This is a genomic window from Marinobacter sp. bablab_jr008 (assembly GCF_016464145.1).
In the GTDB taxonomy this organism is placed as follows: Bacteria; Pseudomonadota; Gammaproteobacteria; order Pseudomonadales; family Oleiphilaceae; genus Marinobacter; species Marinobacter nauticus.
The window spans coordinates 19299-43715 of sequence record NZ_JACDWW010000085.1; the positions used below are offsets into that span (position 1 = coordinate 19299).

The 24417-nt window shown below is 59.4% G+C and carries 24 protein-coding genes; 13 read left to right on the plus strand and 11 right to left on the minus strand.

Annotated features, from left to right (window positions below; translation table 11 throughout):
* The first annotated feature begins 127 nt into the window (after positions 1 to 127).
* The 8 genes from JIF53_RS17080 (at position 128) to bluB (ending at position 8905) form a co-directional block, all read left to right on the plus strand.
* Positions 128 to 1936 carry a TonB-dependent receptor domain-containing protein gene (locus JIF53_RS17080; RefSeq protein ID WP_199453558.1) on the plus strand — a complete coding sequence of 603 codons (1809 nt, stop codon included), beginning with the start codon at positions 128 to 130 and terminating at the stop codon, positions 1934 to 1936.
* A 26-nt stretch (positions 1937 to 1962) separates the two neighbouring features.
* The gene (locus tag JIF53_RS17085) at positions 1963 to 2853 is read left to right on the plus strand and encodes a cobalamin-binding protein (protein WP_199453560.1); all 891 of its coding nucleotides are present in this window, start codon (positions 1963 to 1965) and stop codon (positions 2851 to 2853) included.
* A gap of 69 nt (positions 2854 to 2922) precedes the next feature.
* On the plus strand, positions 2923 to 3837 hold the full coding sequence (locus tag JIF53_RS17090) for a FecCD family ABC transporter permease (RefSeq protein WP_199453730.1): 915 nt from the start codon (positions 2923 to 2925) through the stop codon (positions 3835 to 3837).
* Positions 3837 to 4631, plus strand: a complete 795-nt coding sequence (locus tag JIF53_RS17095; protein ID WP_199453562.1) for an ABC transporter ATP-binding protein — start codon at positions 3837 to 3839, stop codon at positions 4629 to 4631. The genes JIF53_RS17090 and JIF53_RS17095 overlap by 1 nt, the downstream gene beginning before the upstream one ends.
* A gap of 152 nt (positions 4632 to 4783) precedes the next feature.
* The gene (locus JIF53_RS17100; RefSeq protein WP_199453564.1) at positions 4784 to 6091 is read left to right on the plus strand and encodes a cobyrinate a,c-diamide synthase; all 1308 of its coding nucleotides are present in this window, start codon (positions 4784 to 4786) and stop codon (positions 6089 to 6091) included.
* A gap of 34 nt (positions 6092 to 6125) precedes the next feature.
* Positions 6126 to 6737, plus strand: a complete 612-nt coding sequence (gene cobO, locus JIF53_RS17105) for a cob(I)yrinic acid a,c-diamide adenosyltransferase (protein ID WP_199453566.1) — start codon at positions 6126 to 6128, stop codon at positions 6735 to 6737.
* A complete protein-coding gene (locus tag JIF53_RS17110) occupies positions 6738 to 8207 on the plus strand; it encodes a cobyric acid synthase (RefSeq protein WP_199453568.1) in 1470 nt (489 codons plus the stop codon). It begins immediately after the preceding gene.
* Positions 8204 to 8905: a 5,6-dimethylbenzimidazole synthase gene (gene bluB / locus JIF53_RS17115; RefSeq protein ID WP_199453570.1), complete on the plus strand. Its 702-nt coding sequence runs from the start codon at positions 8204 to 8206 to the stop codon at positions 8903 to 8905. The genes JIF53_RS17110 and bluB overlap by 4 nt, the downstream gene beginning before the upstream one ends.
* A 14-nt stretch (positions 8906 to 8919) precedes the next feature.
* On the opposite strand, the gene JIF53_RS17120 is transcribed toward bluB, so the two are convergent.
* Positions 8920 to 9339 (minus strand): hypothetical protein, encoded by a 420-nt coding sequence (locus JIF53_RS17120; protein ID WP_023007792.1) that lies wholly within the window; start codon positions 9337 to 9339, stop codon positions 8920 to 8922.
* Between the two features lie 15 nt (positions 9340 to 9354).
* The gene (locus JIF53_RS17125) at positions 9355 to 9951 is read right to left on the minus strand and encodes a nucleotidyltransferase domain-containing protein (protein WP_323127210.1); all 597 of its coding nucleotides are present in this window, start codon (positions 9949 to 9951) and stop codon (positions 9355 to 9357) included.
* Positions 9952 to 10047: 96 nt separating this feature from the next.
* Between JIF53_RS17125 and JIF53_RS17130 the strand changes: the two genes are divergently transcribed.
* On the plus strand, positions 10048 to 10716 hold the full coding sequence (locus JIF53_RS17130; RefSeq protein ID WP_199453572.1) for a DNA-3-methyladenine glycosylase I: 669 nt from the start codon (positions 10048 to 10050) through the stop codon (positions 10714 to 10716).
* A gap of 14 nt (positions 10717 to 10730) precedes the next feature.
* Here JIF53_RS17130 and cobS read toward each other — a convergent pair whose 3' ends face one another.
* From cobS to JIF53_RS17175, 9 genes are all read right to left on the minus strand, one after another.
* A complete protein-coding gene (cobS, locus tag JIF53_RS17135; protein WP_199453574.1) occupies positions 10731 to 11492 on the minus strand; it encodes an adenosylcobinamide-GDP ribazoletransferase in 762 nt (253 codons plus the stop codon).
* Between the two features lie 75 nt (positions 11493 to 11567).
* Positions 11568 to 13316, minus strand: coding sequence for an ArnT family glycosyltransferase (locus tag JIF53_RS17140; protein ID WP_199453576.1), 1749 nt, complete (start codon positions 13314 to 13316; stop codon positions 11568 to 11570).
* A gap of 9 nt (positions 13317 to 13325) precedes the next feature.
* Positions 13326 to 13994 carry a TVP38/TMEM64 family protein gene (locus JIF53_RS17145; RefSeq protein ID WP_011783837.1) on the minus strand — a complete coding sequence of 223 codons (669 nt, stop codon included), beginning with the start codon at positions 13992 to 13994 and terminating at the stop codon, positions 13326 to 13328.
* 1 nt (position 13995) lies between these two features.
* The gene (locus JIF53_RS17150) at positions 13996 to 14763 is read right to left on the minus strand and encodes a glycosyltransferase family 2 protein (RefSeq protein ID WP_031211751.1); all 768 of its coding nucleotides are present in this window, start codon (positions 14761 to 14763) and stop codon (positions 13996 to 13998) included.
* Positions 14764 to 14850: 87 nt separating this feature from the next.
* On the minus strand, positions 14851 to 16263 hold the full coding sequence (locus JIF53_RS17155; protein WP_199453578.1) for an ATP-binding protein: 1413 nt from the start codon (positions 16261 to 16263) through the stop codon (positions 14851 to 14853).
* Positions 16260 to 16943 carry a response regulator transcription factor gene (locus JIF53_RS17160; protein ID WP_022993398.1) on the minus strand — a complete coding sequence of 228 codons (684 nt, stop codon included), beginning with the start codon at positions 16941 to 16943 and terminating at the stop codon, positions 16260 to 16262. Before JIF53_RS17160 ends, JIF53_RS17155 begins: the two co-directional genes overlap by 4 nt.
* Before the next feature lie 24 nt (positions 16944 to 16967).
* Positions 16968 to 18515 carry an ArnT family glycosyltransferase gene (locus tag JIF53_RS17165; RefSeq protein ID WP_199453580.1) on the minus strand — a complete coding sequence of 516 codons (1548 nt, stop codon included), beginning with the start codon at positions 18513 to 18515 and terminating at the stop codon, positions 16968 to 16970.
* Complete coding sequence (locus tag JIF53_RS17170) at positions 18499 to 19473, minus strand: glycosyltransferase family 2 protein (protein ID WP_266096873.1); 975 nt, start codon at positions 19471 to 19473, stop codon at positions 18499 to 18501. The genes JIF53_RS17165 and JIF53_RS17170 overlap by 17 nt, the downstream gene beginning before the upstream one ends.
* Positions 19474 to 19477: 4 nt before the next feature.
* Positions 19478 to 19885, minus strand: a complete 408-nt coding sequence (locus JIF53_RS17175) for a GtrA family protein (RefSeq protein ID WP_011783843.1) — start codon at positions 19883 to 19885, stop codon at positions 19478 to 19480.
* A gap of 226 nt (positions 19886 to 20111) precedes the next feature.
* Between JIF53_RS17175 and JIF53_RS17180 the strand changes: the two genes are divergently transcribed.
* The 4 genes from JIF53_RS17180 to JIF53_RS17195 are packed head-to-tail and all read left to right on the plus strand — an operon-like array spanning position 20112 to position 24384.
* Entirely contained in the window at positions 20112 to 20822 is a 711-nt protein-coding gene (locus JIF53_RS17180; protein WP_181861270.1) for a thermostable hemolysin, read from the plus strand.
* The gene (locus tag JIF53_RS17185; protein ID WP_199453584.1) at positions 20806 to 22998 is read left to right on the plus strand and encodes an AMP-binding protein; all 2193 of its coding nucleotides are present in this window, start codon (positions 20806 to 20808) and stop codon (positions 22996 to 22998) included. The genes JIF53_RS17180 and JIF53_RS17185 overlap by 17 nt, the downstream gene beginning before the upstream one ends.
* Positions 22985 to 23767: an SDR family oxidoreductase gene (locus JIF53_RS17190; protein ID WP_199453586.1), complete on the plus strand. Its 783-nt coding sequence runs from the start codon at positions 22985 to 22987 to the stop codon at positions 23765 to 23767. Before JIF53_RS17185 ends, JIF53_RS17190 begins: the two co-directional genes overlap by 14 nt.
* Positions 23764 to 24384, plus strand: coding sequence for a hypothetical protein (locus JIF53_RS17195; protein ID WP_199453588.1), 621 nt, complete (start codon positions 23764 to 23766; stop codon positions 24382 to 24384). Before JIF53_RS17190 ends, JIF53_RS17195 begins: the two co-directional genes overlap by 4 nt.
* Positions 24385 to 24417: the final 33 nt, after the last annotated feature.

Sequence of the window (24417 nt, forward strand, 5' to 3'; positions counted from 1 at the left end):
CAACGGCGGTGGGTGAACCTGGCTCGCATTTACTGACACGCCCTCCACCCCCGTCTGAGCAGTCTGTCTTCCTCCGCAGTTAATTGATCGACCGTACGGGTGCGTGCGGTGAACCGTGAGTGAAGCTATGAGTACTGCCAAAGCCCTTCCCGCCCTGATGTTGTTACCGCTGGCGTTGCCCGCTGTTGCCGCCGATGAAGCGTCGGATGAACGCAAGCTGGAACCGATTGTTGTTACCGCCACCCTTGGGCCTCTGACTGCGGGTGAAAGCCTGTCATCAGTTACGGTCATCGACGAAGAAACCATCCGCGAGCAAAGCCCCTCAGAATTCAGCCAGCTTCTGCGAGGACAACCCGGCATCAACGTGACCGGCAACGGTTCCTTCGGAAAAACCACCAGTGTCTACACCCGCGGCACGGCCAACGACTCCACGCTGCTGCTGGTTGATGGTGTGCGCCTGCGTTCGGCCACATCCGGTGGTCCCTCCTGGCAGTACTTTCCCGTTGAACTGATTGAGCGGGTGGAAATTGTCCGTGGCGCCCGGAGCTCACTTTACGGTTCCGATGCTGTTGGTGGCGTTGTGCAGGCTTTTACGCTGGACCCGGAAGACACGCCGGCAGGTTGGGTAGAAGCCGGTGCAGGCAATTTCAACACTCAGAAAGGCAGTGCCGGTGTTGCTGTCCGCGCTGGAAATACCCGTTTCAGCCTGAGTGGTTTGCATAAAGAAACCGACGGTACAGCAGTGATCACCGATGGTGACGACCGGGGCTTCCGTAACACCGCCGGTATCGGACGTGTCGTCCATGAGCTGGACTCCGGCGGAGAAGCCAGCCTGGTGATGGTGCAAAGCGAGGGCAATACCGAATACGAAGGCGGCGAAATTGATTTCATGATTCGCACCATCGGCTTCGGGCTGGAAACCCCGGTGAGTGACTACTGGCGGCATTCACTTCAGTTCTCTGAATCCCGGGACGAAACCGACAACATTACGCCCACGTTCAACAGCACCTTCAATACCCGTTCACGGGCAGCGCGTTGGGACAACACCTTTACCTGGAATGTCCATGAGCTGGTGGTAGGGGCAGAGTTAATGACCGACGAGGTCAGCGGTACCACCGATTACGCCGAGACCAGCCGCACCAACACCGCCCTTTACAGCCAGTTGCGCCTGAACTTCGGCCCCACCGACCTGCAGCTGAGCCTGCGCGGTGATGATAACGAAGCCTATGGCAAGAATGAGACCGGTGGCATTGCCCTTGGCCATGCTCTGGATCGATCCCACCGAGTGCGGATCAGTTATGGTACGTCTTTCCGGGCACCCACCTTCAACGATCTGTATTTTCCCGGAGCCAACCCGGACCTGGAGGCAGAAGAGTCCGGAACGGTGGAGTTGGGTGCCAGTGGCCACTATCAGACCTGGTTCTGGGATGCCGCCCTGTTCCAGCTGGATGTGGACAACCTGATTGCCTGGAGCCCGACCCCCAGTGGCTTGTGGACGCCAATGAATGTCAATGAAGCCCGAATCCGTGGTGCCGAGTTCAGTGCTGGTTTTGAGCGGGATGGTTGGCGCGGTGATGCGGCTCTGACGCTGCTGGACCCGGAAGACCGGGAAACCGGAAACCGACTCCAGCGCCGGAGTGGCAAAACCCTGCGCCTTGACCTGAGCAAGCGCGTTGGTACCTGGGACTTCGGTGGCACAGTGGTGGCCGAAGGGTACCGTTACGATGACCGTGCCAACGACGACAGGCTGCCCGGTTTTGCTACTCTGGACTTGCGGGCGGGCTGGCGCTTTGCCCCTGACTGGTCAACCCGGCTGACGCTGGCTAACGTGCTGGACAAGGAATACAGCACCGCTCGCTATGATCGGCAGAATGACCTGGACTACATTGCAGCCGGCCGCACTGCCATGCTGACCGTGCGTTACGATATCCGATAAAAACCGTTAAACCGGGGGAGGCCTCTGTGGCAGATCTGAAGGCAATGGCTATGATTCTGGGCGGGATGCTGCTGGCATTCCCCGCCCTGGCATCGCCGGTCTGTGCCACGGATGATCTGGGTAAAGAGATTTGCCTTGAGCAACCGGCAGAGCGCATTGCCGCGCTTTCGCCCGGGGCCACCGAGCTGGCCTGGGCTGCAGGCGCCGGCGATCAGGTGGTTGCAGTGGTCGCCTACAGTGACTACCCCCCGGCCGCCAAAGAAGTCACTTCGGTTGGCAGCCACACCCGCATGGACATGGAGCGCCTGTTTGAACTGCAGCCGGATCTGGTGATTGGCTGGGTAACCGGTAACCCGACCGAGCAGTTGGCGACACTCAGAGAAATGGGTGTGCCTGTGTTCTCCATCGAGCCCCGCAGTTTTGAGGCTGTGTCTCACACCATTGAACGTCTCTCTATCTTGGCCGGTACCGACGCCGCGGGTTTTGCCGAAGCTGAGCGATTTCGCAAAGGCATTACAGACCTGCGAGCCAGGTTTACCGATGCCGACCCGGTACCGGTGTTCTATCAGGTGTGGGATGAGCCTTTGATGACGATTAACGGTGACCATCTGATTGGTGAAATGATTGAGCTGTGTGGGGGTGACAACGTGTTTGGCCACCTGGAACGGTTGGTGCCCAGAATCAGTGCCGAGGCCGTTATTGCGGCCAATCCCGAAGCTATCCTGGCGGGCGGGATGGGGGAGGAAAACCGCCACTGGCTGACTCGATGGCAGTCATTCCCGAGCCTGACCGCCACAGAGCGGGACAACCTGTTTTTTATCCCGCCATCTCTGGTACAGCGACCAACACCGAGAATGCTCGAAGGTACGCGCCTGTTTTGTGAAAAACTGGAGGTAGCCCGTGGCCGGCGACCTTAATGGAGCCCTGGCGTGATCCGGCCGATCACTTTGCCACTGTTGGTGCTGGCTCTGACCGGCGTGCTGGCCATGGTGAGCTCGGTCGGTGTTGGAAGCGTGGCGATATCCCCTGCGGATGTGCTGTCGGTATTTCTGGGTGAAGGCTCGAACCTCCAGCGCACGCTGATCCTTGAACTCCGGCTACCCAGAACCTTGTCGGCCTTTGCCACCGGAGGTTTGCTGGCCGTGGCCGGAGCCCTGATGCAGGTATTGCTTCGTAACCCGCTTGCCGATCCCTATGTTCTGGGCCTGTCCGGCGGCGCCGCTGTTGGTGCGTTGCTGGCGATGCTGGCGGGGCTTGGCGGCGCGGTTATTTCCGGTTCTGCCTTTGCCGGAGCCCTGCTCGCGACCTTGATGGTGTTTGGGCTGGCCCATGGTACTGGCAGCTGGACGCCCTCCCGCCTGCTGCTGACCGGGGTGGTGGTGGCCGCTGGCTGGGGTGCGGTGATTACCCTGATGTTGGCGATCAGCCCGGCCCGGGAGTTGCCGGGCATGCTGTATTGGCTGATGGGCGATGTCTCTTACGCCCGGATACCATGGCCCGGACTGGGATTGTTGACGGTTGTTTGTGTTCTGGTGGTGCCACTGGGTCGGAGCCTGAATGTGTTGGCTCGGGGACCGATGCAGGCGGCGGCATTGGGTATTTCGGTGCGCCCGCTGGAATGGCTGATTTACATACTCGCCAGCTTGCTCACCGCCACGGCGGTCACCATGGCGGGCAGCATAGGCTTTGTCGGCCTTGTGGTTCCACATATGCTCCGGTTGGTGTTGGGCAATGATCAGCGACTGATCCTGCCAGCCTGTGCCTTGGCCGGCGGCACACTGCTGGTGCTGGCGGATACCCTGGCGCGGGTGGTGATCGCGCCGGAACAGCTACCGGTGGGTGTGATCACCGCGTTGCTGGGTGTTCCCACCTTCCTGTACTTGTTGTACCGGAGTCGCTGATGAACGCCATGCAGAGCCGCCAAATGCAGACCCTGAGTACCCGGAACCTGGTGATTGATATTCCCGGCCGCGCCGATGGCTACCCGCTGGATTTAACGATCGGCTCCGGTCAGATCTGGGGCGTGCTCGGGCCCAACGGTGCCGGCAAGACCACTTTGCTGCATACGCTCGCAGGCCTTCGGCCGCCTCGCGCTGGTGCTTTGTATCTTGATGATGTTTCGGTATCCGGAATAAAGCGCCGTGTGTTCTCTCAACAGCTGGGGCTGGTGTTCCAGGACCGGCAGGACGGCTTCCCGGCAACGGTACTGGAAACCGCGCTGATCGGTCGCCATCCCTGGTTGTCTCCGTGGCAGATGGAAGGGGCAGACGATCTGGCTATGGCGGAAAGGGCACTTGAAGCACTGGATGTTCTGCACCTGAAAGACCGTCTGGTCAGCACCCTCTCTGGCGGGGAACGCCAGCGTGTGGCGATTGCCACCCTGATGACCCAGTCGCCTCATACCTGGTTGCTGGATGAACCGACGAATCACCTGGATCTGCATCACCAGGTGGCCGTCATGAAACTGCTCACCGACCGTGCGGCAGCAGGGAACGCCATTTTCATGTGCCTGCACGATCTGAACCTGGCTGCCCGCTGGTGCGATCATATTCTGCTGATGTATCCCAACGGCGAAGCCTGCTGGGGCCCGGCAGAAAGGATGCTGGTGCCGAACGCTCTGGAACGTTTGTACAACCAGAAACTGGCAACGGTAGAAGTGGATGGCGCGCCTTTCTTTGTGCCGAGACGAACCTGACCTCGAGCCTTGTGCAGCAACCGGTGGCGGGGTGTGCCTCCCGGGACACGCTGTAAATACGTCCCTGTACGCTCGACAAAAACATCCCTGTTTTTGACGGTCCCGGGAGGCACACCCCGCCACCGGTCGCCAAACCTAAGGAGTTGGTTTGAATGATGGAGAATAAGGTCCCAGCGGCCATGATCACCGCCCCCGGCTCCGGCCAGGGCAAGTCCATGGTCACCGCCGCCCTGGCCCGACTGCACCGGAACGCCGGCCGGAACGTCCGGGTGTTCAAACACGGGCCGGATTATCTTGATCCCATGGTGCTGGAGGTAGCCTCCGGTAACCCGGTTTACCAGTTGCACCCCTGGATGACCGGCGAGGACGAGTGCCGGTGGCGGCTGGCGGAGGCTGCCCAGAGCGCCGACCTGATTCTGGTGGAGGGCTCCATGGGCTTGTTTGATGGCAGCCCCAGCAGCGGCGATCTGGCCAAGCTGGCGGGTATTCCGGCCCTGCCGGTGATTGATGCCAAAGGCATGGCTCAGACCTTCGGCGCGGTTGCCCTGGGGCTGGCTCGCTTCGACGCGGAATTGCCGGTTCATCAGGTGATTGCTAACAAGATTGGCAGTCCCTACCACGGCGAACTGCTACGGGAGAGCCTGCCGGAAGGTATTAGCCTGCTGGGCGCAATACCCCGAAACGATGCCATGAACATTCCGGACCGGCACCTTGGTCTGGTCCAGGCGGCTGAAATGGACGACCTCAGTGATCGGCTGGATAAGGCTGCCGAAGTCCTGATGTCAGCGGGTCTGGATGTGCTGCCCGAGCCCGTGTCGTTTCATTATGAGGCACCTTCCCGGCCAGAACAGCTGCTGGCGGGGTACAGGATCGCGGTTGCCAGGGATGCGGCCTTCAGTTTTATCTACCGCGCCAATCTGGATCTGCTCACCGCCATGGGCGCTGAGCTGGTGTATTTCTCGCCCCTGACAGATTCGGAAGTACCGATGGCTGACGCATTGTGGCTTCCGGGCGGCTACCCGGAACTGCATGCCAGCACTTTGTCGGAGAATCGCGCCATGTTGTCGTCGATTCGCGCCTTCCACCAGGCCGGCAAGCCCATTCTGGCAGAGTGCGGTGGTCTGATGGCCTGTGCTGAAGAGCTGGCAGATAAAGACGGCAAAGTATATCGTCTGCTGGGCCTGGTGCCCGGGCGGGCGACCATGGCTAACCGACTGACCGCATTGGGTCTGCAAAGTCTGGAAACCCAGCTCGGCGGGCTGCGGGGCCACACCTATCACCATTCCAGTCTTGAGACCCCGTGGCAACCTGCCGCCAGGGCTAAGAAGCAGGCTGGCTCTGAAGGTGAGGCCGTGTATCGCGACCAGAAACTGGTGGCCAGCTATTTTCACGGATACTTCCCGTCAGCGCCTGCTTTGATTAGCGCGATCTTTCGCGGTGAGGAAGTCCGGTTTTCCTGAGCAACTCGAACGCCTTAACCCAAGGAGAGTCATCATGCGTGAACGCGCCAAAGACCCCGAACGCCATGCCAGGCGCATGGCCGCCAAACAGAAAATCATGCAAGAGCGCATTGCCAGTGCCCAGAAAGAACAGGGCGTGTTACTGGTGCTCACCGGCCCCGGCAAGGGCAAAAGCAGTTCCGGCTTTGGCATGGTGGCCCGGGCTCTGGGCCACGGTATGAAAGTGGGCATCGTCCAGTTTATCAAAGGCGCATTCAGCACCGGTGAGGAAGCTTTCTTCCGTGGACTGCCGAACGTCACCTATCACGTCATGGGCCAGGGCTACACCTGGGACACCCAGAACCGGGAACAGGATGTGAAGAGCGCGACGGAAGCCTGGGATATCGCCGCAGGTATGCTCAAAGACGACAGCTACGACCTGATCCTGCTGGATGAACTCAATATCGCCCTGAAGTACGACTACATCGATCTGGACCGGGTGCTGGACGACCTGCAGGCCCGTCCGGAAATGCAGCATGTGGTGGTCACCGGTCGCGGGGCTCCGCAGGAACTGATTGATCTGGCTGATACGGTCACCGAGATGGGGGTGGTCAAACACGCCTTCAAGGACCAGGGCATCAAGGCCCAGAAGGGCGTGGAGCTGTAAATGCCCACGCTGATGGTGCAGGGCACCACCTCGGATGCCGGCAAAACCACGGTGGTGGCTGCCCTGTGCCGTTGGCTGGCGCGCCAGGGCGTGTCGGTGGCGCCATTCAAGCCCCAGAACATGGCGCTGAACAGCGCAGTCACCGTGGATGGCGGGGAAATTGGTCGCTCCACCGCACTGCAGGCGCTGGCCTGTGGCCTGGAGCCCCATAGCGACATGAACCCGGTGTTGTTGAAACCCCAGAGCGATTGCGGCGCCCAGGTGATCTTGCGGGGCAAGGTCCATGGCAATATGGATGCTCTGGATTACCACGCCTACAAAGCTGAGGCGATGAATTCGGTGATGGCGAGCTGGCGGGATCTGAGCGCTCGCTACGATGTGGTCATCGCCGAAGGCGCCGGCAGCCCCGCGGAAATCAACCTGCGGGCCAACGACATTGCCAACATGGGTTTTGCCGAAGCCGCCGATTGTCCGGTGTTGCTGGTAGGGGATATCGACAAGGGCGGTGTTTTCGCCCAGTTGGTGGGCACACTGGCGTTGCTTTCCGACAGTGAGCGGGACAGGACGGCGGGTTTTGTCATCAACCGGTTCCGGGGTGATATTGCGCTGTTGGAGCCCGGGCTGGACTGGCTGACGGAACACACGGGCAAGCCGGTGTTCGGCGTTTTGCCATACCTGCACGGGTTGGTGATCGACTCCGAAGACAGCGTCAGTGCCGCCGGCACCAGTGAGGCCGGCGCCCTGAAAGTGGTGGTGCCGGTATTGCCCCGGATCAGCAACCACAACGATTTTGATCCGTTGCGACTCCACCCGGGCGTTGACCTGGTGTTCGTGGGGCCGGATGAACCCATTCCGCCAGCCGATCTTGTTATTTTGCCCGGCAGCAAAAGCACCCGGCACGACCTGCAGTGGCTGAAGCAACAAGGCTGGCCGGAGGCCATCCAGAAACACCTGCGGTATGGCGGCAAGCTACTGGGTATCTGTGGCGGCTTCCAGATGCTGGGGCTTAAAGTGGAAGACCCGGAAGGGCTGGAAGGTGAAGTCGGCACTACGAAGGGCCTGGCCCTGTTCGAGATGGTTACCCGTATGGTGCCGGGCAAGCAGCTTCGAATGGTAAATGGCGGGCTGACCTCCCATATTGCCAGCACGGTGGTGACAGGCGCCCTGAAAGGCTATGAAATGCACAACGGTGTCACGGAAGGCGCGGCGCTGGTGCGCCCATTTGCAGAGCTGGAAGGCAGGCCGGATGGCGCCGTCAGTGCGGATGGCCAGGTGGCGGGTACCTACATCCACGGCGTCTTCGACGAGCCAGCCGCCTGCGAGGCCATTCTGGCCTGGGCAGGCCTTAAAGCACAGGGCGAGCAGTCGGTGGACTACCAGCGTCACCGTCTGCAGCAACTTGATCGCCTGGCCGATCAGGTGGAGCAGTGCCTGGACACAGACCGGTTAAGGAGGCTGTTGCAGTTGTGAGTAACCCGAATGATCCCTTCACCGAGGCCCAGCGCGAAGGCCTGTACCGGGCCATCTTCGAGCGCCGGGATGTGCGCTCCCAGTTCCTGCCGGATGCCATTCCGGAGGAGGTTCTGGCGCGCATCCTGAGAGCTGCCCACCATGCCCCGTCGGTCGGCTTCATGCAGCCCTGGGATTTTATCGTGATTGACAGCCTGGCGGTGCGCGAGCAGGTGCTGGAAAGTTTTAACGAGGAAAACGCAAAGGCCTCGGAAAACTACACCGGCGAGCGCCAGCAAACCTATCGGAGCCTGAAACTGCAGGGCATTCTGGAAAGCCCCATCAACCTCTGCATCACCTGTGATCGATCCCGCGGCGGCCCCAATGTCCTGGGGCGTAACTCTATTATGGAAATGGACCTGTTCAGCACCTGCCTGGCGGTGCAGAATCTCTGGCTGGCGGCTCGGGCCGAGGGTATTGGCGTGGGCTGGGTGAGCATCCTGGATCAGGATGTGCTGTCGAATATCCTGCAGTTGCCGGATCATGTATACCCACTGGCCTATCTCTGCCTGGGCTATGTCAGTGAATTCCTGGAGCAACCGGAATTACAGTCCAAAGGCTGGCGTTCCCGGCTGCCGCTGGAGGATCTGGTACATGGTAATACCTGGGGTGGCGCCCTTGATCAGGCGTCCCTGCTGGCCCGGTTAAAGCAGATCTGACATCGCGGTAGACGTCAGTTTCCTATTGGCGGCAGATCCCTCACCAGTGATTGCAGCTCGCGAGTGATCGCAATCAGCTCCTTCAGCAATTGGGGGTTCACGTCCATGTGGCCCTCGTATTCGGCCAGATTGCGGGCCGAATGACACTTGTCCAACACGCGCCATTTGGCATTGGGTAAGCCAATGGTGTGTTGCAGGCACTGGAACACAATATAGCGGCTTTCGGAACGATACCCGTGCCATCTCAGGGCGGCGAGCGATAATGCGTGGGCGGCGCCATAAGCCAGAGAGAACTGGCTGTCCTCAGACAATCCCTCAATGCAGGCGTCCCGGAGCTTGGTGTCGGCAGCCTTGAGCATGCCTTCGAACTCCCGGGCATCAGGTGGTTCTGCCTTGAGTCGTCGGATCCTGACCAGATTATCGAGTGCTTCCATGCAATGTGTCCTGTCTCAGTGGCCGAAGCGGAGGTCGAGGCGGGGTTGGTCCAGCACCCGGGTGACAAAACTCTGATTGTCTTTGATACGCTGCTCGAACTCGGCGGGAGAGTATAACGTGGGATTGATGGTTCGTTGTAATTGTTGTTCGGCGGGGGCCAGCAGTTCCATAACCTCGCTGTAACTGAGATCGTGGCCGATCAGCATGACATCGACATCGCTGCCCGCATGGGCATCCCCTTTTGCCACGGAACCGTAGATAAAGGCCTGTTCGAGAGTATCCGCCAGTGGCGCCAGGGCATTTCGGAGCACATCGGAAATACCAAAGGTTTTCTGGACGATGTGTTTCAGCTCATCGAAGATCGGGTTGTCCGGGTTGGCCTGGTAGTGGTTCTGGTTGCCTTGTCGGGTCATGACGACCAGACCGGAATCGGTCAGTTTGGCCAGCTCGCGGACAACGGTGCCGCGCCCTATATTTGCCAGCCGTACCAGTTCATTCAGGTACAGGCTCTGGTCTGGATGGCCATAGATAAGCGATAGCAGGCGCTGTTGGGTTTTGGTAAACAGTGCGTCACCGATACTGGTTCCGGGCATGGTCAGGTTGCATCTCATGAATCTCAATATGGGTACTTTAGTACCTGATTTGGGTATTTTCAATCCCAAATTGGGCTCTTTGGGTCCCAATTTGGGAATCTCTGTGGAGGGTCTATGAACTTTTCTGTGTTTTACCAGCAGGCCTTGGCCCGGAAGGGTGGCGAGCAGGCCCTGAAATCCCTGTTGCCTCCGGTCACCGAAAAGCATCGTTTGGCGGAGATCAGCGACGACCGTTACCTGTCCGAGATCACCCGATGCATTTTCAAGGCTGGTTTCGTCTGGCGGGTAATCGAGAACAAGTGGCCGGATTTTGAGGCGGCCTTCGAAGGGTTTGTGCCCGCCTACTGGCAGCAGGTGCCGCCAGAAGTGCTCGAGCAGCTGGCTACAGACGAGCGTATCGTTCGCAACATGCAGAAGATCCGGACCGTGCCGGAAAATGCCCGGATGATCATGGATGTGGCGAAAGACCATGGCAGCTTTGGTCAGTTTCTGGCCCAGTGGCCGTCGACCGATCAGGTGGGGCTGCTGCTCTACCTGAAGCGTAACGGTGAGCGTCTGGGCGGGAACTCGGCCCAGTATTTCCTGCGCCGGGTGGGTTGGGATGGCTTTATCCTGTCCCACGATGTGGTTACCGCCCTGACCCGGGCCGGAATTCTGGATGCCTCACCGGCCAGCAAGAAAGGCATGAGCCAGGCCCAGGAGGCGTTCAACCGTTGGCACGAAGAGACGGAAATGCCCATCAGCCACCTGTCCCGGATAGTGTCGTTCACGGTGGATAACTGACGATTTCCGGCGTGTTAGAGAGCCAGCAACAGCGCCAGTTCGCTGAACACGACAGCTGCGCCCAGGGTGTCGCCGGTGTAGCCACCGAGCTGGCTACGAAGATAGCTGCCCCAGAACACAGCAACCAGCAGGACGGCGGTTATGGCTGCGGGAATCAGTAACGGCTGCCAGAGTGATAATCCGGATGCCAGCAATAACACAAAGCCTGCCGCCGCCAGCAAACGGCTGCGGGAGAAACCGTCTGCCACCGGCTTGGATTTACTCTTGTCGGGGTCAGTGACGTACGGCAGGCAGGCCATCAATATCAGTGGTGTCAGCCGGGAAACCGCAGGTGCCACCAGCAACGCAAGCCAGATCAATTCAGCCTCAGCTAGCAGGGCTACTTTCAGCAGCAAGGCCATCACCAGTGCCACCGTGCCATAGGTTCCGATCCGGCTGTCTTTCATGATTTCCAGCCGTTTTTCAACGGTATAGCCGCCGCCGAGAGCATCAACACTGTCGGCCAGGCCATCTTCGTGGAAGGCCCCGGTGATAAACAGGTGCAGAATAACCACCAGGATAATGGCTGCCAGCGGGCTGGCCACCAATGAGAACAGAACGTAGGCGGCGCAATAGCCAAGGCCGAGCAGAAGGCCCACCAGGGGAAAATAGACGCTGCTCTGGTTCATCAGGCGCTGGGAGTAATCAATCCGGACGAGCATGGGGATACGAGTCAGGAATCCCAGTGCCAGCCAGAAAGCCTGCCATTCTTGTGCAATCCGCGAGCGAGGGAGCAAGGACGCCTCCTTGAGAATTCAAAAGCGCCCATTGTACGTGAGATCAGCAAAGTTTGCGGTGTTCTCAGAGTCGCATCAGTCCAGCCACTCCCCGGGGTTTTCGGTGGTAAAGCGTGTCACCTTGTCCGGGGGTTCACAGCTGTCAGTCATGTCCTGGTCGCTCAGCAGCACGTAGGTATCCCGGTGAGCGGTGCCAATTGATTTTGCGCCGTCAGTGGTGAAGCACGACAGAGCATGCCGATCGGCCACAATGAGGTAACTGTCTGGGGTCTTCTTCATCCAGACCCATGCATTACGATCTTCCTGTTCCAGTGAACTGAAGAAGCTGAAATGAGTGAAATCCCGCTTCGAGAAAAGAATAAACTGTTCACGGAAATCAATCATGCCAATTTGCCCGCCGACAGGCACGAACTGCTCGGCTGCGGCGAGCACATTTCTGGGTGTGCGCAGTGGCTCGAGAATCCGATAACCCCAGGTTGTGAACACCAGCCAACTCACCATCAGGGCAATGAACCAGCGCTCGAGTGCCCGGGAGCGCCAGAGCGCCATGAGACTTACGACCCAGATAACCCCAAGGGTGAACAACAGGGTGCCGGCTTCGTGCAGTCGAGCCGGATCCTGGGTGTAGTCAGCGACCTTTTCCACCAGACGAGGGTGGTCATTCCAGGCTAGCACGCCCAGGGTGATCAAGACTGCACCAAGCAGCAGATGCAGAGCACTGATGACTGCCCCGAACCAGCGTGCCGGGTTTTGTCCACTCAATGCCGGGGCCAGGCTCAGGGCCAGTGCCGGCAAAGCCGGGAGCACATACACTCCGCGTTTGCCCGGGCTCAGGCTGAAAAACGCCACCACCAACACGACCCACGCCAGCAGAACCACCACGTCCAGCCTGTGTTTGAGAATCTCACGAATGGGCCGCAGCAGTGCCAGGAATAGCAGCGGCAGCGGAAACCACAGCGAGGGAATCACGCTGGCGAGGTAGTAATACCAGGGCTGAATGTGCCCCCAGGAATCGGCATAGCGCTCGCCGGTCTGTTTGAACAGAATGTTGTCGCGATAGGCCAGGGCCTCGTCGGTGCCCAGGTGACTGACGGCCAGCACCATCGGCACCAGCCAGGCTGCCACAACGGCCAGCATGACCAGGGGGCCGAGGGCGCAGCGCCAGCGGAGTGTGCCCTGAAACCGAGAAGTGTCCTGCAGTTTCAGGGCCAGTATCGGAATGAACAGCAAGGCGGGCAGAAAGCCAACCCCTTTGGTAATAATGCCAAGCCCCATAAAGGCCCAGGCCACGAAATACCAACGCCAGGACGGCTGCACGAAAAAATGCCGGATCAGACCGTAACAGGCCACCATGATCCAGCAGGCCACCATGGCATCAATCTGGGCTCGCTGGGCCTGAATCAGGAACTGGGGTGCCACCATCAGCAGCAGTGCGGCAATGGCGCCGGTGCGTTGGTTCCACAAGCGTGTGCCCAGATCGAACACCAGGCCCAGGGTTAGCAGGCTGCACAGGGCGTTCGGTAGCAGAAACGCGATTTTCAGGTTGCCGGTCAGCCAGTAGAAAAAGGCAATGGCCCACATGAACACCGGTGGTTTGTCCGGGTAGAGTTCGCCGCCCCGCATGGGCAGCAGCCATTGCCCGGAGGCCACCATTTCCCGGGCGACTTCGGCGAATCGCGGTTCGTCGGCGGGCCACGGAGAGCGTAACCCGATGCCGGTCAGAATCATGAGTGCCGCGAAGGCCAGTACCACCAGTAACAATCGGTTGTACGGCAGATTGAATAAGGTGTCGGGTAAACGCCGAAGACGGAAGTCGAGTGTCATAATCGCAACTCAGGAGGGGTCAGATACGGAATCAGCAAGGGTCTGATTGCGCTGGTTGTGATACAGGTAAGCGCCAATGGCACTTGCCAGCGCGAACAGAACCGCGCTTACCACAAGCTGATCGAGACGGGCCTGGCCAATCCCTGCGCCGGCCATTGCAAAGATCACCATCTGGGGCAGGTAGCCAAGAACGCTGCCCAACAAAAATGGGACGAATCGTATCCCGGAACACCCGGCGAGGAGATTGGTGACAAGATTGCTGCCTACCGGCAACAGCCTGATCATGAGTATTTTGAGCAGAGTGCCTTCCGTGAACAGCAGGTCAAAACGTTGCATGCGATCTGAAAAACGGTTCAGGAGTGCTTTTCGCAAAAGCCAGCGTGCGACAAAAAAGCAGCCTGTCGCGCCAATGGCTGTAGCGATAGTCGATAGGATCGCACCCTGAATGCTGCCTGCGGCAAATCCCAGAACGAAAGCGAGGACCTGTCTGGGGGCTCCGAATCCAGTGAAAAGTGCACCGAGCAGCGTAATGGCTGAAAGTCCTGCCAGCCCATTACTGTTCAGGAAATCTGCCACGCGCTCCTGATCGGTCAGAAAACCGAACCAGTCCCCGCTCATGGTCAGATAGCCTGTTAATACCAGGATGGCGAAAGATAGCCAGCGCAGTCCCGAAGCCATATCAAGCCCGTTCCGTTGCCGGTCGACTGTTGTTCGGATCCTCTAGGTTTGCAATTTGAGGAACTCGTGTGCGGTGAAGTAACCACATAACGCCGATCATATCGACGATTCCGGCCCATGCACGGTTCCAGGCATTGTATTTGGAAATCCCGGCCATTCTTGGGCGATGATTGACCTCGACAATGGCGATTTCGCCTCCCGCGCCTTTCACCAGCGCGGGAATGAACCGATGGGCGTGATCGAACCACGGCAGTTTGAGAAAGGTCGACCGGGGAAACAGCTTCAGTCCACAGCCTGTATCGGGAACTCCATCATGTAGAAAGGCGTTGCGAATACGATTAGCCAGGCGTGATTGGAAACGTTTCCATGCTGTATCCTTCCGATTTCTGCGATAGCCGGCAATACAAAAGTCGGGATTGTGGAGTCTGTTCGCTTGTTGCAACAGTGCTGGAATATCGGCGGGGTCGTTTTGACCATCTCCGTCCATTGTCACAATCAGTTGGCCTGTGGCGCGAAGGATACCGGTCGCCAGTGCCCCGCTCTGTCCGATGCTCTGTTCATGTCGAACCGCCAATAGCCTGCCCCCCAAAGCCTCGGCAGTGCGACGAGCTGTTGCCAGTGTCTGGTCGGAACTGCCATCGTCCACGAGCACGACTTCAAAGCCCGGGTAATCCCTCATAACGTTGAAGGCCTCGGTCAGCAGCTTCGCGATGTTTTCCTGCTCGTTTTTTGCAGGAATGACCAGTGACAGAGTGCTGTGCTGAGACATTGAGATATTCTCCAAGATGTTAACCAAACCACGTTGCCGTGCGGTTTATGCCTTGGAGAATTATCAGCCTTGAAGCTTAACCGAATCTTAAGAGCGTTTCGTGAGCGCCGGGCATCGTGCTGGCAGCCATACTTGCACACAAAGCCCGGGTTGACCGTCTGCCCTGTCTGCCAGGATAAGATGGCCGCCATGGAGCTCGGCAATACGCCGAGCAATCGCCAGCCCCAGCCCTGCGCCTCCTCCTTTACGTTGATCCAGTCGCACAAACCGGCTGAGTGCGCGTTCACGCTCCTCCGCGGGAATTCCAGGACCCTGGTCACAAACCGAAATGGCGTAGCCTTCACCTGCGGGAACGAGATTGGTGGTGATTATGGTATGAGGCGGACTGTATTGGATGGCGTTGGCCAGCAAGGAGCGCATGAGGGTGTTAATCAGGGCACTATGGCAGCTAATCAGGGACGGACCTGTTTCGTCCTGGAGCACCGGCTCTATGTTTTTCTTTAGCGCCAGCGGTGCAACATCTGCGATGCTTTGTTCCAGAATGGCGGAAAGATTGTGATGCTCCGGCGGAAACTGAGCGCCGGAGTCCACCCGACTCAGTAACAGCATTTGTTCGACCAGATGAACCATTCGGTCTACGGCCTGGATAAGGTCTCCATATTGTTCGGGGTTGTCACCGTAAACTTTCTCCAGATTCAGGCGCAGCGCGGCCAATGGGGTTCGCAGCTCATGTGCCGCATCAGCGGAGAAGCGGCGTTCACGTTCCAGAGCCTGATTCAGCCGTCTCAACAGGCCGTTGACTGCGTGCACCAATCCAGCTACTTCTTTCGGAGCCTGACGATCATCGAGGGGATGGATGTTCTCAGGCGCCATGTTCCGAACCGGTTTTTCGAGTTTTCTCAAAGGCTTGAAGCTCACCTGAATTGATGCCAGGACGGCTATGGCCAGTAGAGGCAACGCCAACAGAAAAGGCAGAACGTTGCCCAGCGCAATTTCCTGGCTCAGTTCATCCCGAACGTCCTCTCGCTGGGCGGTACGTATCCAGAACCCGGTCGATGTATCTCGCATGGTAAACGTTCGCCATTGATAGCCGGCGGCCTCCTGCCAGGCAAATCCTGGCTCAAGGCCCTGGGCATCGTTAGCCCGGAGCGTGTCCAGCACAGGTTGTTGATCAGGAGACCAGACTTCGAAAGCGATTTTGCGTTCGTATTTATGCCCGGCACCGTCGGGCAGAATTTCGTCCTCTTCTTCATCGCCCTGAAATAATGCGTCCGGCAATTCGAGAGTTTTCGACAGCGTAAAGGCTAACTGCTCGATAGACTGAGTGCTCGAGAGATGTTCCACCAGCCCCTGCACAATCCGGGTACTTTGTGCCAGCTCCGCATCGAACAGTTCGTCCAACTGGTGATTGCTGACATAGAACCCCCAGCCTGCCGCGATCAGAGTGATCATAAAAACAGTGCTGGTAATTAGCAGAATCAGCTTCCGTGTCAGGCTCATATTTCTTGGCCTTCCGAGGCTGCTTTGCTGTCCAGCATGTAGCCAACGCCGCGCACAGTGCGAATGGCCTGCTTACCCAGTCGCCGGCGCAGATGGTGAACGTGAACTTCCAGGGCGTTGCTCTCGGCACCCTGATCCCAGCCGTAAAGTTGTTCCTCCAAACGTCGTCTGGTTGCCACCTGATCAGGGTGCCGCATCAGATAGTGAAGGATCTGCAGTTCGCTACGGGGTAGCACGAACGTCTCTGTGCCTACCTGCAATTGCGCAGAGTCCGGATCAAGCACGAGTCGCCCCACCTTGAGTCCTGAGACTCGTGTGCCTGAGCGGCGGCGAGTAACCGCCCTTATCCGGGCTTTCAGTTCTGACATGGCAAAGGGCTTGGTCAGGTAATCGTCTGCCCCTGCATCCAGTCCCTGTAGTTTTTCGGTCAGTTCGCTCCGCGCAGTCAGGATGATGATGGGCAACTCTACGCCCTGCTCCCTCACCTGGCGGACAATGTCCAGGCCATCGACACGGGGTAACGTCAAGTCAAGAATGGCCAGGTCAAAGCTCTCGTTCAGTAAGGCGTTCAGAGCCTGTTGGCCATCATCGACCCAATCTACGGTATTCTGGCCGTCCCGCAGCATGCTCAGCATGGTGTTGGCCAGTGGGTGATCGTCTTCGGTTAGAAGTATGCGCATTTGGCTACGCCATCCGGTTGGTTTTTAGCTCAAAGGTTGCTGGTGTTTTTCAGTGTAATGGAATGCGGGCAATTTGCGGTCCGAATTACTGTTCCCAGCCGTATTGTTGGTCATCGGTTCCAGCAGGAACAGCTTGTAACGCCGGTTTTCGTCGACCGGATCGGTAATCTGCTGCAACTGGCCAAGTAAGTCATGCTGGTTTTTTCCCACGGCCACCGCCAAAGGTCGCCGCAGAGTTCCATTCGCGAGCTGAAGACGAAGACTTTCCACGTCAATGCTATCGGCTCTGCCTGCGCTGTAAAACCTGGCCGAAAATGGCGGTTCGCCGGTGTACACAAGCCTGGCCGATGAACGCCCGGCCAGTTGACTGGCGGTCATCACCAGCTCCCGTTCCGTTCTCAGCAGCTCCGGATGAAGGCTCACCCAGCCGCTGGCAAGTGAGCCAAGCACGGGGATGAAAAGGGTGGCGGCCACTGAGGAACGCTTCAAGCGTCGGCCGATGTCTGGCATCAGTAGCCCGGAGCTGAGCGCGGCAACAAATGGCAGACCAGGCAGCACATAGGTCCAGAGTATGTTACCGGCTAGGGTAAAGAACACGGCCGGTGTCACCGCGGCCAGGAGTACCAGCGCGCTGACATGTTGTTCGCCAGTATGCCATTGCTGCAGCTGGAAGGCGCCGCACCAGTGGTTGCGAAGCACGCCAGCCACCGCGACAAGCCCCCAGGGCATGCTGGCAAGCACAAGATAGAGCCAGATCGTGCCCCGGGGGAAATCATGGGCACTGCCGTAAAGGTCACCCTGCCAGCCGCTGACCACAAAACGCTTGATGTGCTCACCGACAATGAAGTAATCCAGGAAACCAGGTGTCTTTAGCTCTGCCAGAACATACCAGGGGGCTGCAATCAGCAGGGTCAGGGCCAGTCCGCGCACCCAGGGCAAACTGTGCCAGAGGGTCTGCCAACGATTGAAGGCGAGCGCCCAGAGGAACACCGGCAGGCCAGCAAGCACCAGAACCAGTGGTCCCTTGGCCAGCAGGCCAGTAGCCAGGCCGATGAAGAACAGCCAGCCCCAGAGCGGCGGCCCCCCCTGCAGGCGAATGATCAGGCTCACCAGTGTCAGGCTGGTGCCAAGGGCCAGGAATGAATCCGTCATTACCGTGCCGGCAGACAGAAAGCCCAATGCCGTAGTGGCGTAGATTAACGCAGCCCAGAGCCCTTGAGTTTTGGCTCCGTGGCCGAGCGGGTCGGGGTGCAGGTAGCGACGCAGGTTGTAGACCAGCCAGACGATGCCGACATTGGCCAGCCAGGAGGGCAGTCGGCCGGCGAATTCGCTGACGCCGAACAGCTTGAACGACAGTGCCTGAGTCCAGAACGACAGGGGCGGCTTGCCCCAGAAAGGCACACCAATATCGAACCAGGGGGTTATCCAGTCGCCGGTTTCCGCCATGATCCGCGCCATCTCCGCGTAGCGGGGCTCGGTGGTGTCCGCGAACGGCAACAAGGCAGACAGGCCGAGCCTGGCGGCAAGCACCGAGACCAGCAGCCAGAGCAAGGTGTTACTGATTCTGGTCATGTCCGGCCACTCTCAGCAGGGGTTGTGCGTAAGCCATGGCTTCATGGCTGTCTTCCGCCACGATAAAGACCGGGCGTTGCTTGGTTTCCATATAGATGCGCCCGATGTATTCCCCCAGCAAGCCGACACACAGAAGCTGGACGCCGGACAGGAAGGTGACCATGGCGATCAGGGAGGCATACCCCGGTGTTGAAATGCCGAAGACCAGTGCCCGGATTACCTCCCACAGACCCACCGCTCCTCCGGCGCCCGCCGCCAGCAGGCCCAGCACAAGGGCCAGTCGCAGCGGTCGGGTCGAAAAGGAGGTGATGCCTTCCATGGCCAGGTGTACGAGTTTCAGGTAGTTCCACTTGGTGCTGCCTGCGATTCGGGGGTCGCGATCGAATTCCAGGGTTACGGTGGGCATACCGACCCAGGCAAACATGCCCTTGAGGTAACGGTTGCGTTCCGGAAGCCGGTTCAAGGCCTCGACCGTGCGCCGGCTCATCAGCCGGAAGTCGCCGGTATCGACCGGAATAGGAGAATCGCTGATCCGATTGATCAGACGATAGAACAGGCTTGCCGTGATGCGTTTAAGCCAGCTTTCGCCGGCCCGGGATCGGCGTTTCATCAGCACGACATCGGCCCCTTTGCGCCATTCGGCAAGCATGTCGGGAATCAGTTCGGGGGGATCCTGAAGGTCTGCATCCATCAGCACCACGGCCTCGCCGCGGGCGTGCTCCAGGCCGGCCGAGACTGCTGCCTCCTTGCCAAAGTTTCGGGATAACTGCAAGACACGGATTTCTGGCTGCCGTTGTCTGGCGGCCATCAGAATGGCGACCGAATCATCCCGACTGCCGTCGTCGACAAACAGCAGCTCAAAGCTGCCGTCGAGCTTTTGCCCGGTTGTCCAGAGTCGAGCCAGCAGGGCCGGGAGCACTTCAGCCTCGTTGTGGACCGGAATAACTATGCTCAGCATAGGTTCAGGGGAGCTTGAGCGTTGTTTTTTCATGGAAAACAAACCTCTTGGCAAAGAAGTAATTGGCAACCGTGACGAGTGCCGTGGCCAGGAACTGTGCTGACAGGACTTTGAGGCCAGCCAGGCTGAGAACGGAGAAGCTGAAAAGGTTCAGGGTCCAGCCCAGACTGGCTGCCGCCAGGTATCGTGGCATCGCGACTCGGTGCGGTAGGTTCGAGGCAAACGCGTACTGATGCTGGGCCACGTAGTTGAAAACCAGTCCGGCCGTGGCTCCGGTTGCTGTTGCTAGCCTGGGGTCAAGCCCGGCCTGAACCAGCAGGCCCATCATCAGCCAATGCAACAGCGTGGCCAGTCCGCCGGCTGCAAGGAAACGGGCAAGTCGGCGTTGAAAAAAATGGCGAGCTTTGGGCATAGGTGTTTGCGTCTGTGTCGATTGTTTTCGGGATAGCCCCGAGGTTGGCCGCAATCTACCCCTCCTTTCTTAAGTGAGCCTTAACCGTGCAGGCACAGAAACCTTAAGGCGCTCTTAAGGTTTCTGTGGTGCCGGCTTAAGACTGGTTTAAGCCAGCCTTTCTAATCTGTCAGCCATGACCCTGCGTCCGTCTGGGCCAGGAAAAGCAAGCAGAGAGAAGGCAGCCATGACTGATCCGTTAACAATGTCGACCTGTTGTCCTCCGGATTCCGGGGAGTTGGTTCCGGCCGTCCGTTGTGCTGGCCGGTGGTTTTGCGAAATCCAGTCCAATACGCCATTGGCCCACACGGTGTCGGATTTCATTCGGCGCCGCTTCCTCCACGCGTACGGGGCCGAGCCTTCCCTGCGTATTCCACGGCTTCTGGCCCTGACAACCGCTCAGGGAACGCTGCTGGCCGCCGTTGGCGTGCGCAATGCGGAACAGGAACGGCTTTTTCTGGAGGATTACCTGTCGGTGCCGGTGCAAACACTGATGCCGGAACCGGGAACCAGACGCAGCGGTATTGCCGAAATTGCCCACCTGGCCGGGGTGGAAGCCGGGGTCAGCCGCTATCTGTTCGCCTCGCTCTCAGTGTGGTTGGATGCTGCCGGCTATGACTGGGTGGTGTGTACCGGTACCGACCAGTTGCGCAACAGTTTCCATCGGCTCGGCATCGCCACGCAGGTGCTGGCGGATGCCGACCCTTCAAAATTGCCGGATGGCGGCGCAGGTTGGGGTCGCTATTACGACCATCATCCGGTGGTGATGACCATCAAGGTCGCTGATGGTATGGCGGCCTTGCGCGCCGCCGGCTTGCTGAAGCTGGTGCAGCCGGTTGTTGCGGTCGAGGATAAACCGCAGGCGGACTTGGGAGGTGCCTATGGCCGCCTTGCCTGATCTCCTGTCTCAGCGGGTCCGGCAACATCCGGAGCGCATTGCACTGCAGGGGCCAGACGCCAGTTTCAGTTATCAGCAGCTATGGCGGGCGGCGCAGTTGGTGGCCGAGCAGTTGCGGAGCCTGGGCGTGAAACGCATCGGCCTGTGTGGCGACAACACCCCGGCCTGGGTGGTTGCGGACCTGGCTTGTCTGATGGCGGACGTGGTGTGTGTACCGGTGCCGGTGTTTTTTTCCAGAAGCCAGACCGAGCACCTGATTCAGCGGGCCGGGCTGGATGCCCTGGTATTCAGTGGCGAAGCAGAACAGGCGGAGATGATCGGTCATGGCGTCTGGTTGAGACATTTGCCGGTGTCCCCTGCTGCCTCCTGGATGCCGGAACACACCGCCAAGATTACCTTCACCTCCGGCAGTACTGGTACCCCCAAGGGCGTGTGCCTGTCGGCGCAGCAGCTGGCGGCGACCGCCGGTGCGCTGCAGCAGCGGCTGGAAGGTGTGGAGCTGGAGCGACACCTGTGCATTCTGCCGCTGGCAACCCTGCTGGAGAACATTGCCGGGGTTTACCTGCCCCTGCTGATGGGCGCCGCGGTGACGGTTGCCCCGTTGCAGACCCTGGGCATGACCGGCAGCAGTGGCCTCGATCTCGGCCAGCTGGTGGCCGGCCTGAACCGGCATCAACCCCATTCCGTGATTCTGGTGCCTGAGCTGGCGATGGCGCTGGTCAATGCCGGCGAGCAGGGATTGCTGACAACGGATTCGTTTCGCTTCCTGGCGGTCGGCGGCGGCCGGGTATCGCCGGACCTGTTGGCCCGTGGACGGTCGATCGGGTTGCCTCTGTACGAGGGCTACGGCCTGTCCGAATGTGGCTCGGTGGTGGCGCTGAACGTGCCCGGAGCGGAACGTGAAGGCTCGGTGGGCCTCCCCCTGGGGCATGTTCAGGTAAAGGTGGATAACGAGCACCGGATTCTGGTCCGGGGCAATACCCATCTGGGATATCTCGGTGATGAGCCGCAAGCCGATGACTGGCTCGACACCGGCGATCTGGGCGACCAGGACACAGAGGGCTTTCTGACCGTCAACGGTCGGGCCAAGAACCTGTTGATTACCAGCTTTGGTCGGAACATCAGCCCGGAATGGCTGGAAAGTGAACTGGTCCAGGCATTAGGGGCTGCTCAGGCCGTGGTATTTGGCGATGGTGAGCCGCAACCCGGTGCGTTGGTGGTGATCACCGATAACCGAAGCCCTGACGATATACGTGCGGCCCTGACGTTGCTGAATGCCGGATTGCCGGATTATGCCCGCTTGCAGGCCGTGTACCTGCGCCGGCAACGGCTGACCCAGGCCGAGGGCCACATCACGGCCAACGGTCGCCCGGTGCGGCACCAGATTCAGGCGGACCTGCCCAGGCTCATGGCCGAATCCTTTCCCTTATTCATGAATCTCTCAGTGCCTGCGGGCACTTCTATCCGACAGCCAACGCCAGGAGACTCCAACATGGCATTTTTTGACCGACTGCAATCCGAAACTGAACAGGCCCGGGCCCATGTCACCGGAGCCCCGGTGATTCAGGCTATCCGCGAGGGTCGCTTTGATCTTGAGGGTTACACCTGGTTCCTGACCCAGGCCTATCACCACGTGAAGCACACCGTGCCACTGATGATGGCCTGTGGTGGCCGGCTGCCCGAACGGCTGGAATTCGTGCGCAAGGCACTGGTGGAATACATCGAGGAAGAATACGGCCACCACGAGTGGATTCTCAACGACCTTGAAGCCTGCGGTGAAGACAAGGAAGCCATTCGTCATGGCCAGCCCGATACCTCCATCGAGTTGATGGTGGCCTACCTGTATGACCGCATCCAGCGGGGTAACCCGGCGGCTTTTTTTGGCATGGTTCAGGTGCTGGAGGGCACCTCCATTGAGCTGGCCACGCCCCTGGGTGAAGCCATCCAGAAACAGCTGGGCCTGCCCAATCAGGCGTTCAGTTATCTTTACTCTCACGGCGCCCTGGATCAGGACCACTTCGAGTTCTTCCGCAACCTGATGAACGACATCACCGATCCGGAGGACCAGCAGGCCATCATCGAGGCTGCGCGCATGGTGTATCGCCTGTACGGCGATATGCTTCACAGTATTCCGCTGCGGGCCCATGGCAAGGAGCAACGTCATGAGGCTGCATGACCGTACCTTCCTGCTGCTGGGTGGTACCGGTGGCATTGGCCAGGCCCTGATCGGGCCGTTGGTGGAATGCGGTGCCCGGGTGATCGTTGCGACCCGGCATCCGGAGCGGCTGGAAAAGCGCGCCGGCGTTTCTCCGGTACACCTGGAGCTGGCCAGCCCGGAGCTGGATCGACAGCTTCAACAGTTGAGTGAGGTGTATCCCGATATTGATGGCGTGATTCATTGCGCCGGCCAGAACCGGTTTGCGGCGCTGGATGCCATGGCGATCAGTGACCTGGATGCCCAGCTTATGGTCAATCTGCGTTCCGCCATGCTGGTGGCCCGGCATTTTGTGCCTCGTTTCCGTAAAGCGGGCGTGGGCGCCCTGGTGTTGGTGGGGTCCACCTTCGGCAGCATCGGGTTTCCCGGCTACACCGCCTATTGCGCCAGCAAGTTCGGCCTGCGCGGATTCAGCGAAGCCCTGCGCCGGGAGCTGGCGGACACCCCGGTGCAGGTGGTGTACGTAGCGCCCAGAGCCACGGCCACGGCTATGAACCCGGCGCCGGTGAACGAGCTGAACCGTGCCCTGGGCAATGCCATGGACGCACCGGAAGCTGTCGCAGCCCAGATTCATCAGGCGATGGAAAAAGATGAACGCCGGCGGTTTCTCGGCTGGCCGGAAAAACTGTTTGTGGTGATCAACGGCATCCTGCCGAAGCTTGTGGATAAAGCGATGTTAAAACAGCTGCCGGTGATCCGGCGCTTTCTGGATTCAGGAGTGGTGTCATGAAGTGGATCGTAATGGTGTTGGCGGGGGTCATGGCCATGCCCCTCTGGGCTCAGGACATGCAGGCGGAACTGGCCCAAATCCAGCAACGCTGGGCGCAGATCCAGTATCAGTTGCCAGACGATGATAAGGAAAAGGCATTTGAGTCACTGGCCAAAGAGGCCGAGACCTTTGTCGCTGATTATCCGGGCCGTGCCGAACCGCTGATCTGGCAGGGTATTGTGCTCAGCACCTACGCCGGTGCCAAAGGCGGCCTGGGTGCGCTGGGGCTGGTGAAAGAGGCCCGGGCCTCCCTGGAAGCGGCCCTGAAGATCGCTCCGGATGCGCTGGATGGCTCAGCCTATACCTCGCTGGGTAGCCTGTATTATCAGGTGCCGGGCTGGCCGCTGGGGTTCGGGGATGATGAGATGGCCCGGAAGTACCTTCAGAAATCGCTGGCAATCAACCCGGACGGTATCGATGCCAATTATTTCTTCGGTGATTTTCTGGCACAACAGAACGAGTCGCAACGGGCCCGGGTCTATCTTGAAAAAGTGTTGGCAGCCCCGTCGAGACCTGGTCGTGAAGTGGCGGATGCCGGCCGTAAGGCAGAAGCAAAGGCCCGCCTGGACAGTCTTTGAAGAGCATTCGCCGCGACTGTCGGGCTGGACTAC

What these genes read in the sequence shown, in the direction of transcription:
- JIF53_RS17080 (WP_199453558.1), top strand. Translation starts at nt 128, where the DNA reads ATGAGTACTGCCAAAGCCCTTCCCGCCCTGATGTTGTTACCGCTGGCG.
- JIF53_RS17090 (WP_199453730.1), top strand. Translation starts at nt 2,923, where the DNA reads ATGGTGAGCTCGGTCGGTGTTGGAAGCGTGGCGATATCCCCTGCGGAT.
- JIF53_RS17095 (WP_199453562.1), top strand. Translation starts at nt 3,837, where the DNA reads ATGAACGCCATGCAGAGCCGCCAAATGCAGACCCTGAGTACCCGGAAC.
- JIF53_RS17100 (WP_199453564.1), top strand. Translation starts at nt 4,784, where the DNA reads ATGATGGAGAATAAGGTCCCAGCGGCCATGATCACCGCCCCCGGCTCC.
- cobO (WP_199453566.1), top strand. Translation starts at nt 6,126, where the DNA reads ATGCGTGAACGCGCCAAAGACCCCGAACGCCATGCCAGGCGCATGGCC.
- JIF53_RS17110 (WP_199453568.1), top strand. Translation starts at nt 6,738, where the DNA reads ATGCCCACGCTGATGGTGCAGGGCACCACCTCGGATGCCGGCAAAACC.
- JIF53_RS17120 (WP_023007792.1), bottom strand. Translation starts at nt 9,339, where the DNA reads ATGGAAGCACTCGATAATCTGGTCAGGATCCGACGACTCAAGGCAGAA.
- JIF53_RS17125 (WP_323127210.1), bottom strand. Translation starts at nt 9,951, where the DNA reads ATGAGATGCAACCTGACCATGCCCGGAACCAGTATCGGTGACGCACTG.
- JIF53_RS17130 (WP_199453572.1), top strand. Translation starts at nt 10,048, where the DNA reads ATGAACTTTTCTGTGTTTTACCAGCAGGCCTTGGCCCGGAAGGGTGGC.
- JIF53_RS17140 (WP_199453576.1), bottom strand. Translation starts at nt 13,316, where the DNA reads ATGACACTCGACTTCCGTCTTCGGCGTTTACCCGACACCTTATTCAAT.
- JIF53_RS17145 (WP_011783837.1), bottom strand. Translation starts at nt 13,994, where the DNA reads ATGGCTTCGGGACTGCGCTGGCTATCTTTCGCCATCCTGGTATTAACA.
- JIF53_RS17150 (WP_031211751.1), bottom strand. Translation starts at nt 14,763, where the DNA reads ATGTCTCAGCACAGCACTCTGTCACTGGTCATTCCTGCAAAAAACGAG.
- JIF53_RS17155 (WP_199453578.1), bottom strand. Translation starts at nt 16,263, where the DNA reads ATGAGCCTGACACGGAAGCTGATTCTGCTAATTACCAGCACTGTTTTT.
- JIF53_RS17160 (WP_022993398.1), bottom strand. Translation starts at nt 16,943, where the DNA reads ATGCGCATACTTCTAACCGAAGACGATCACCCACTGGCCAACACCATG.
- JIF53_RS17165 (WP_199453580.1), bottom strand. Translation starts at nt 18,515, where the DNA reads ATGACCAGAATCAGTAACACCTTGCTCTGGCTGCTGGTCTCGGTGCTT.
- JIF53_RS17170 (WP_266096873.1), bottom strand. Translation starts at nt 19,473, where the DNA reads ATGCTGAGCATAGTTATTCCGGTCCACAACGAGGCTGAAGTGCTCCCG.
- JIF53_RS17175 (WP_011783843.1), bottom strand. Translation starts at nt 19,885, where the DNA reads ATGCCCAAAGCTCGCCATTTTTTTCAACGCCGACTTGCCCGTTTCCTT.
- JIF53_RS17180 (WP_181861270.1), top strand. Translation starts at nt 20,112, where the DNA reads ATGACTGATCCGTTAACAATGTCGACCTGTTGTCCTCCGGATTCCGGG.
- JIF53_RS17185 (WP_199453584.1), top strand. Translation starts at nt 20,806, where the DNA reads ATGGCCGCCTTGCCTGATCTCCTGTCTCAGCGGGTCCGGCAACATCCG.
- JIF53_RS17190 (WP_199453586.1), top strand. Translation starts at nt 22,985, where the DNA reads ATGAGGCTGCATGACCGTACCTTCCTGCTGCTGGGTGGTACCGGTGGC.
- JIF53_RS17195 (WP_199453588.1), top strand. Translation starts at nt 23,764, where the DNA reads ATGAAGTGGATCGTAATGGTGTTGGCGGGGGTCATGGCCATGCCCCTC.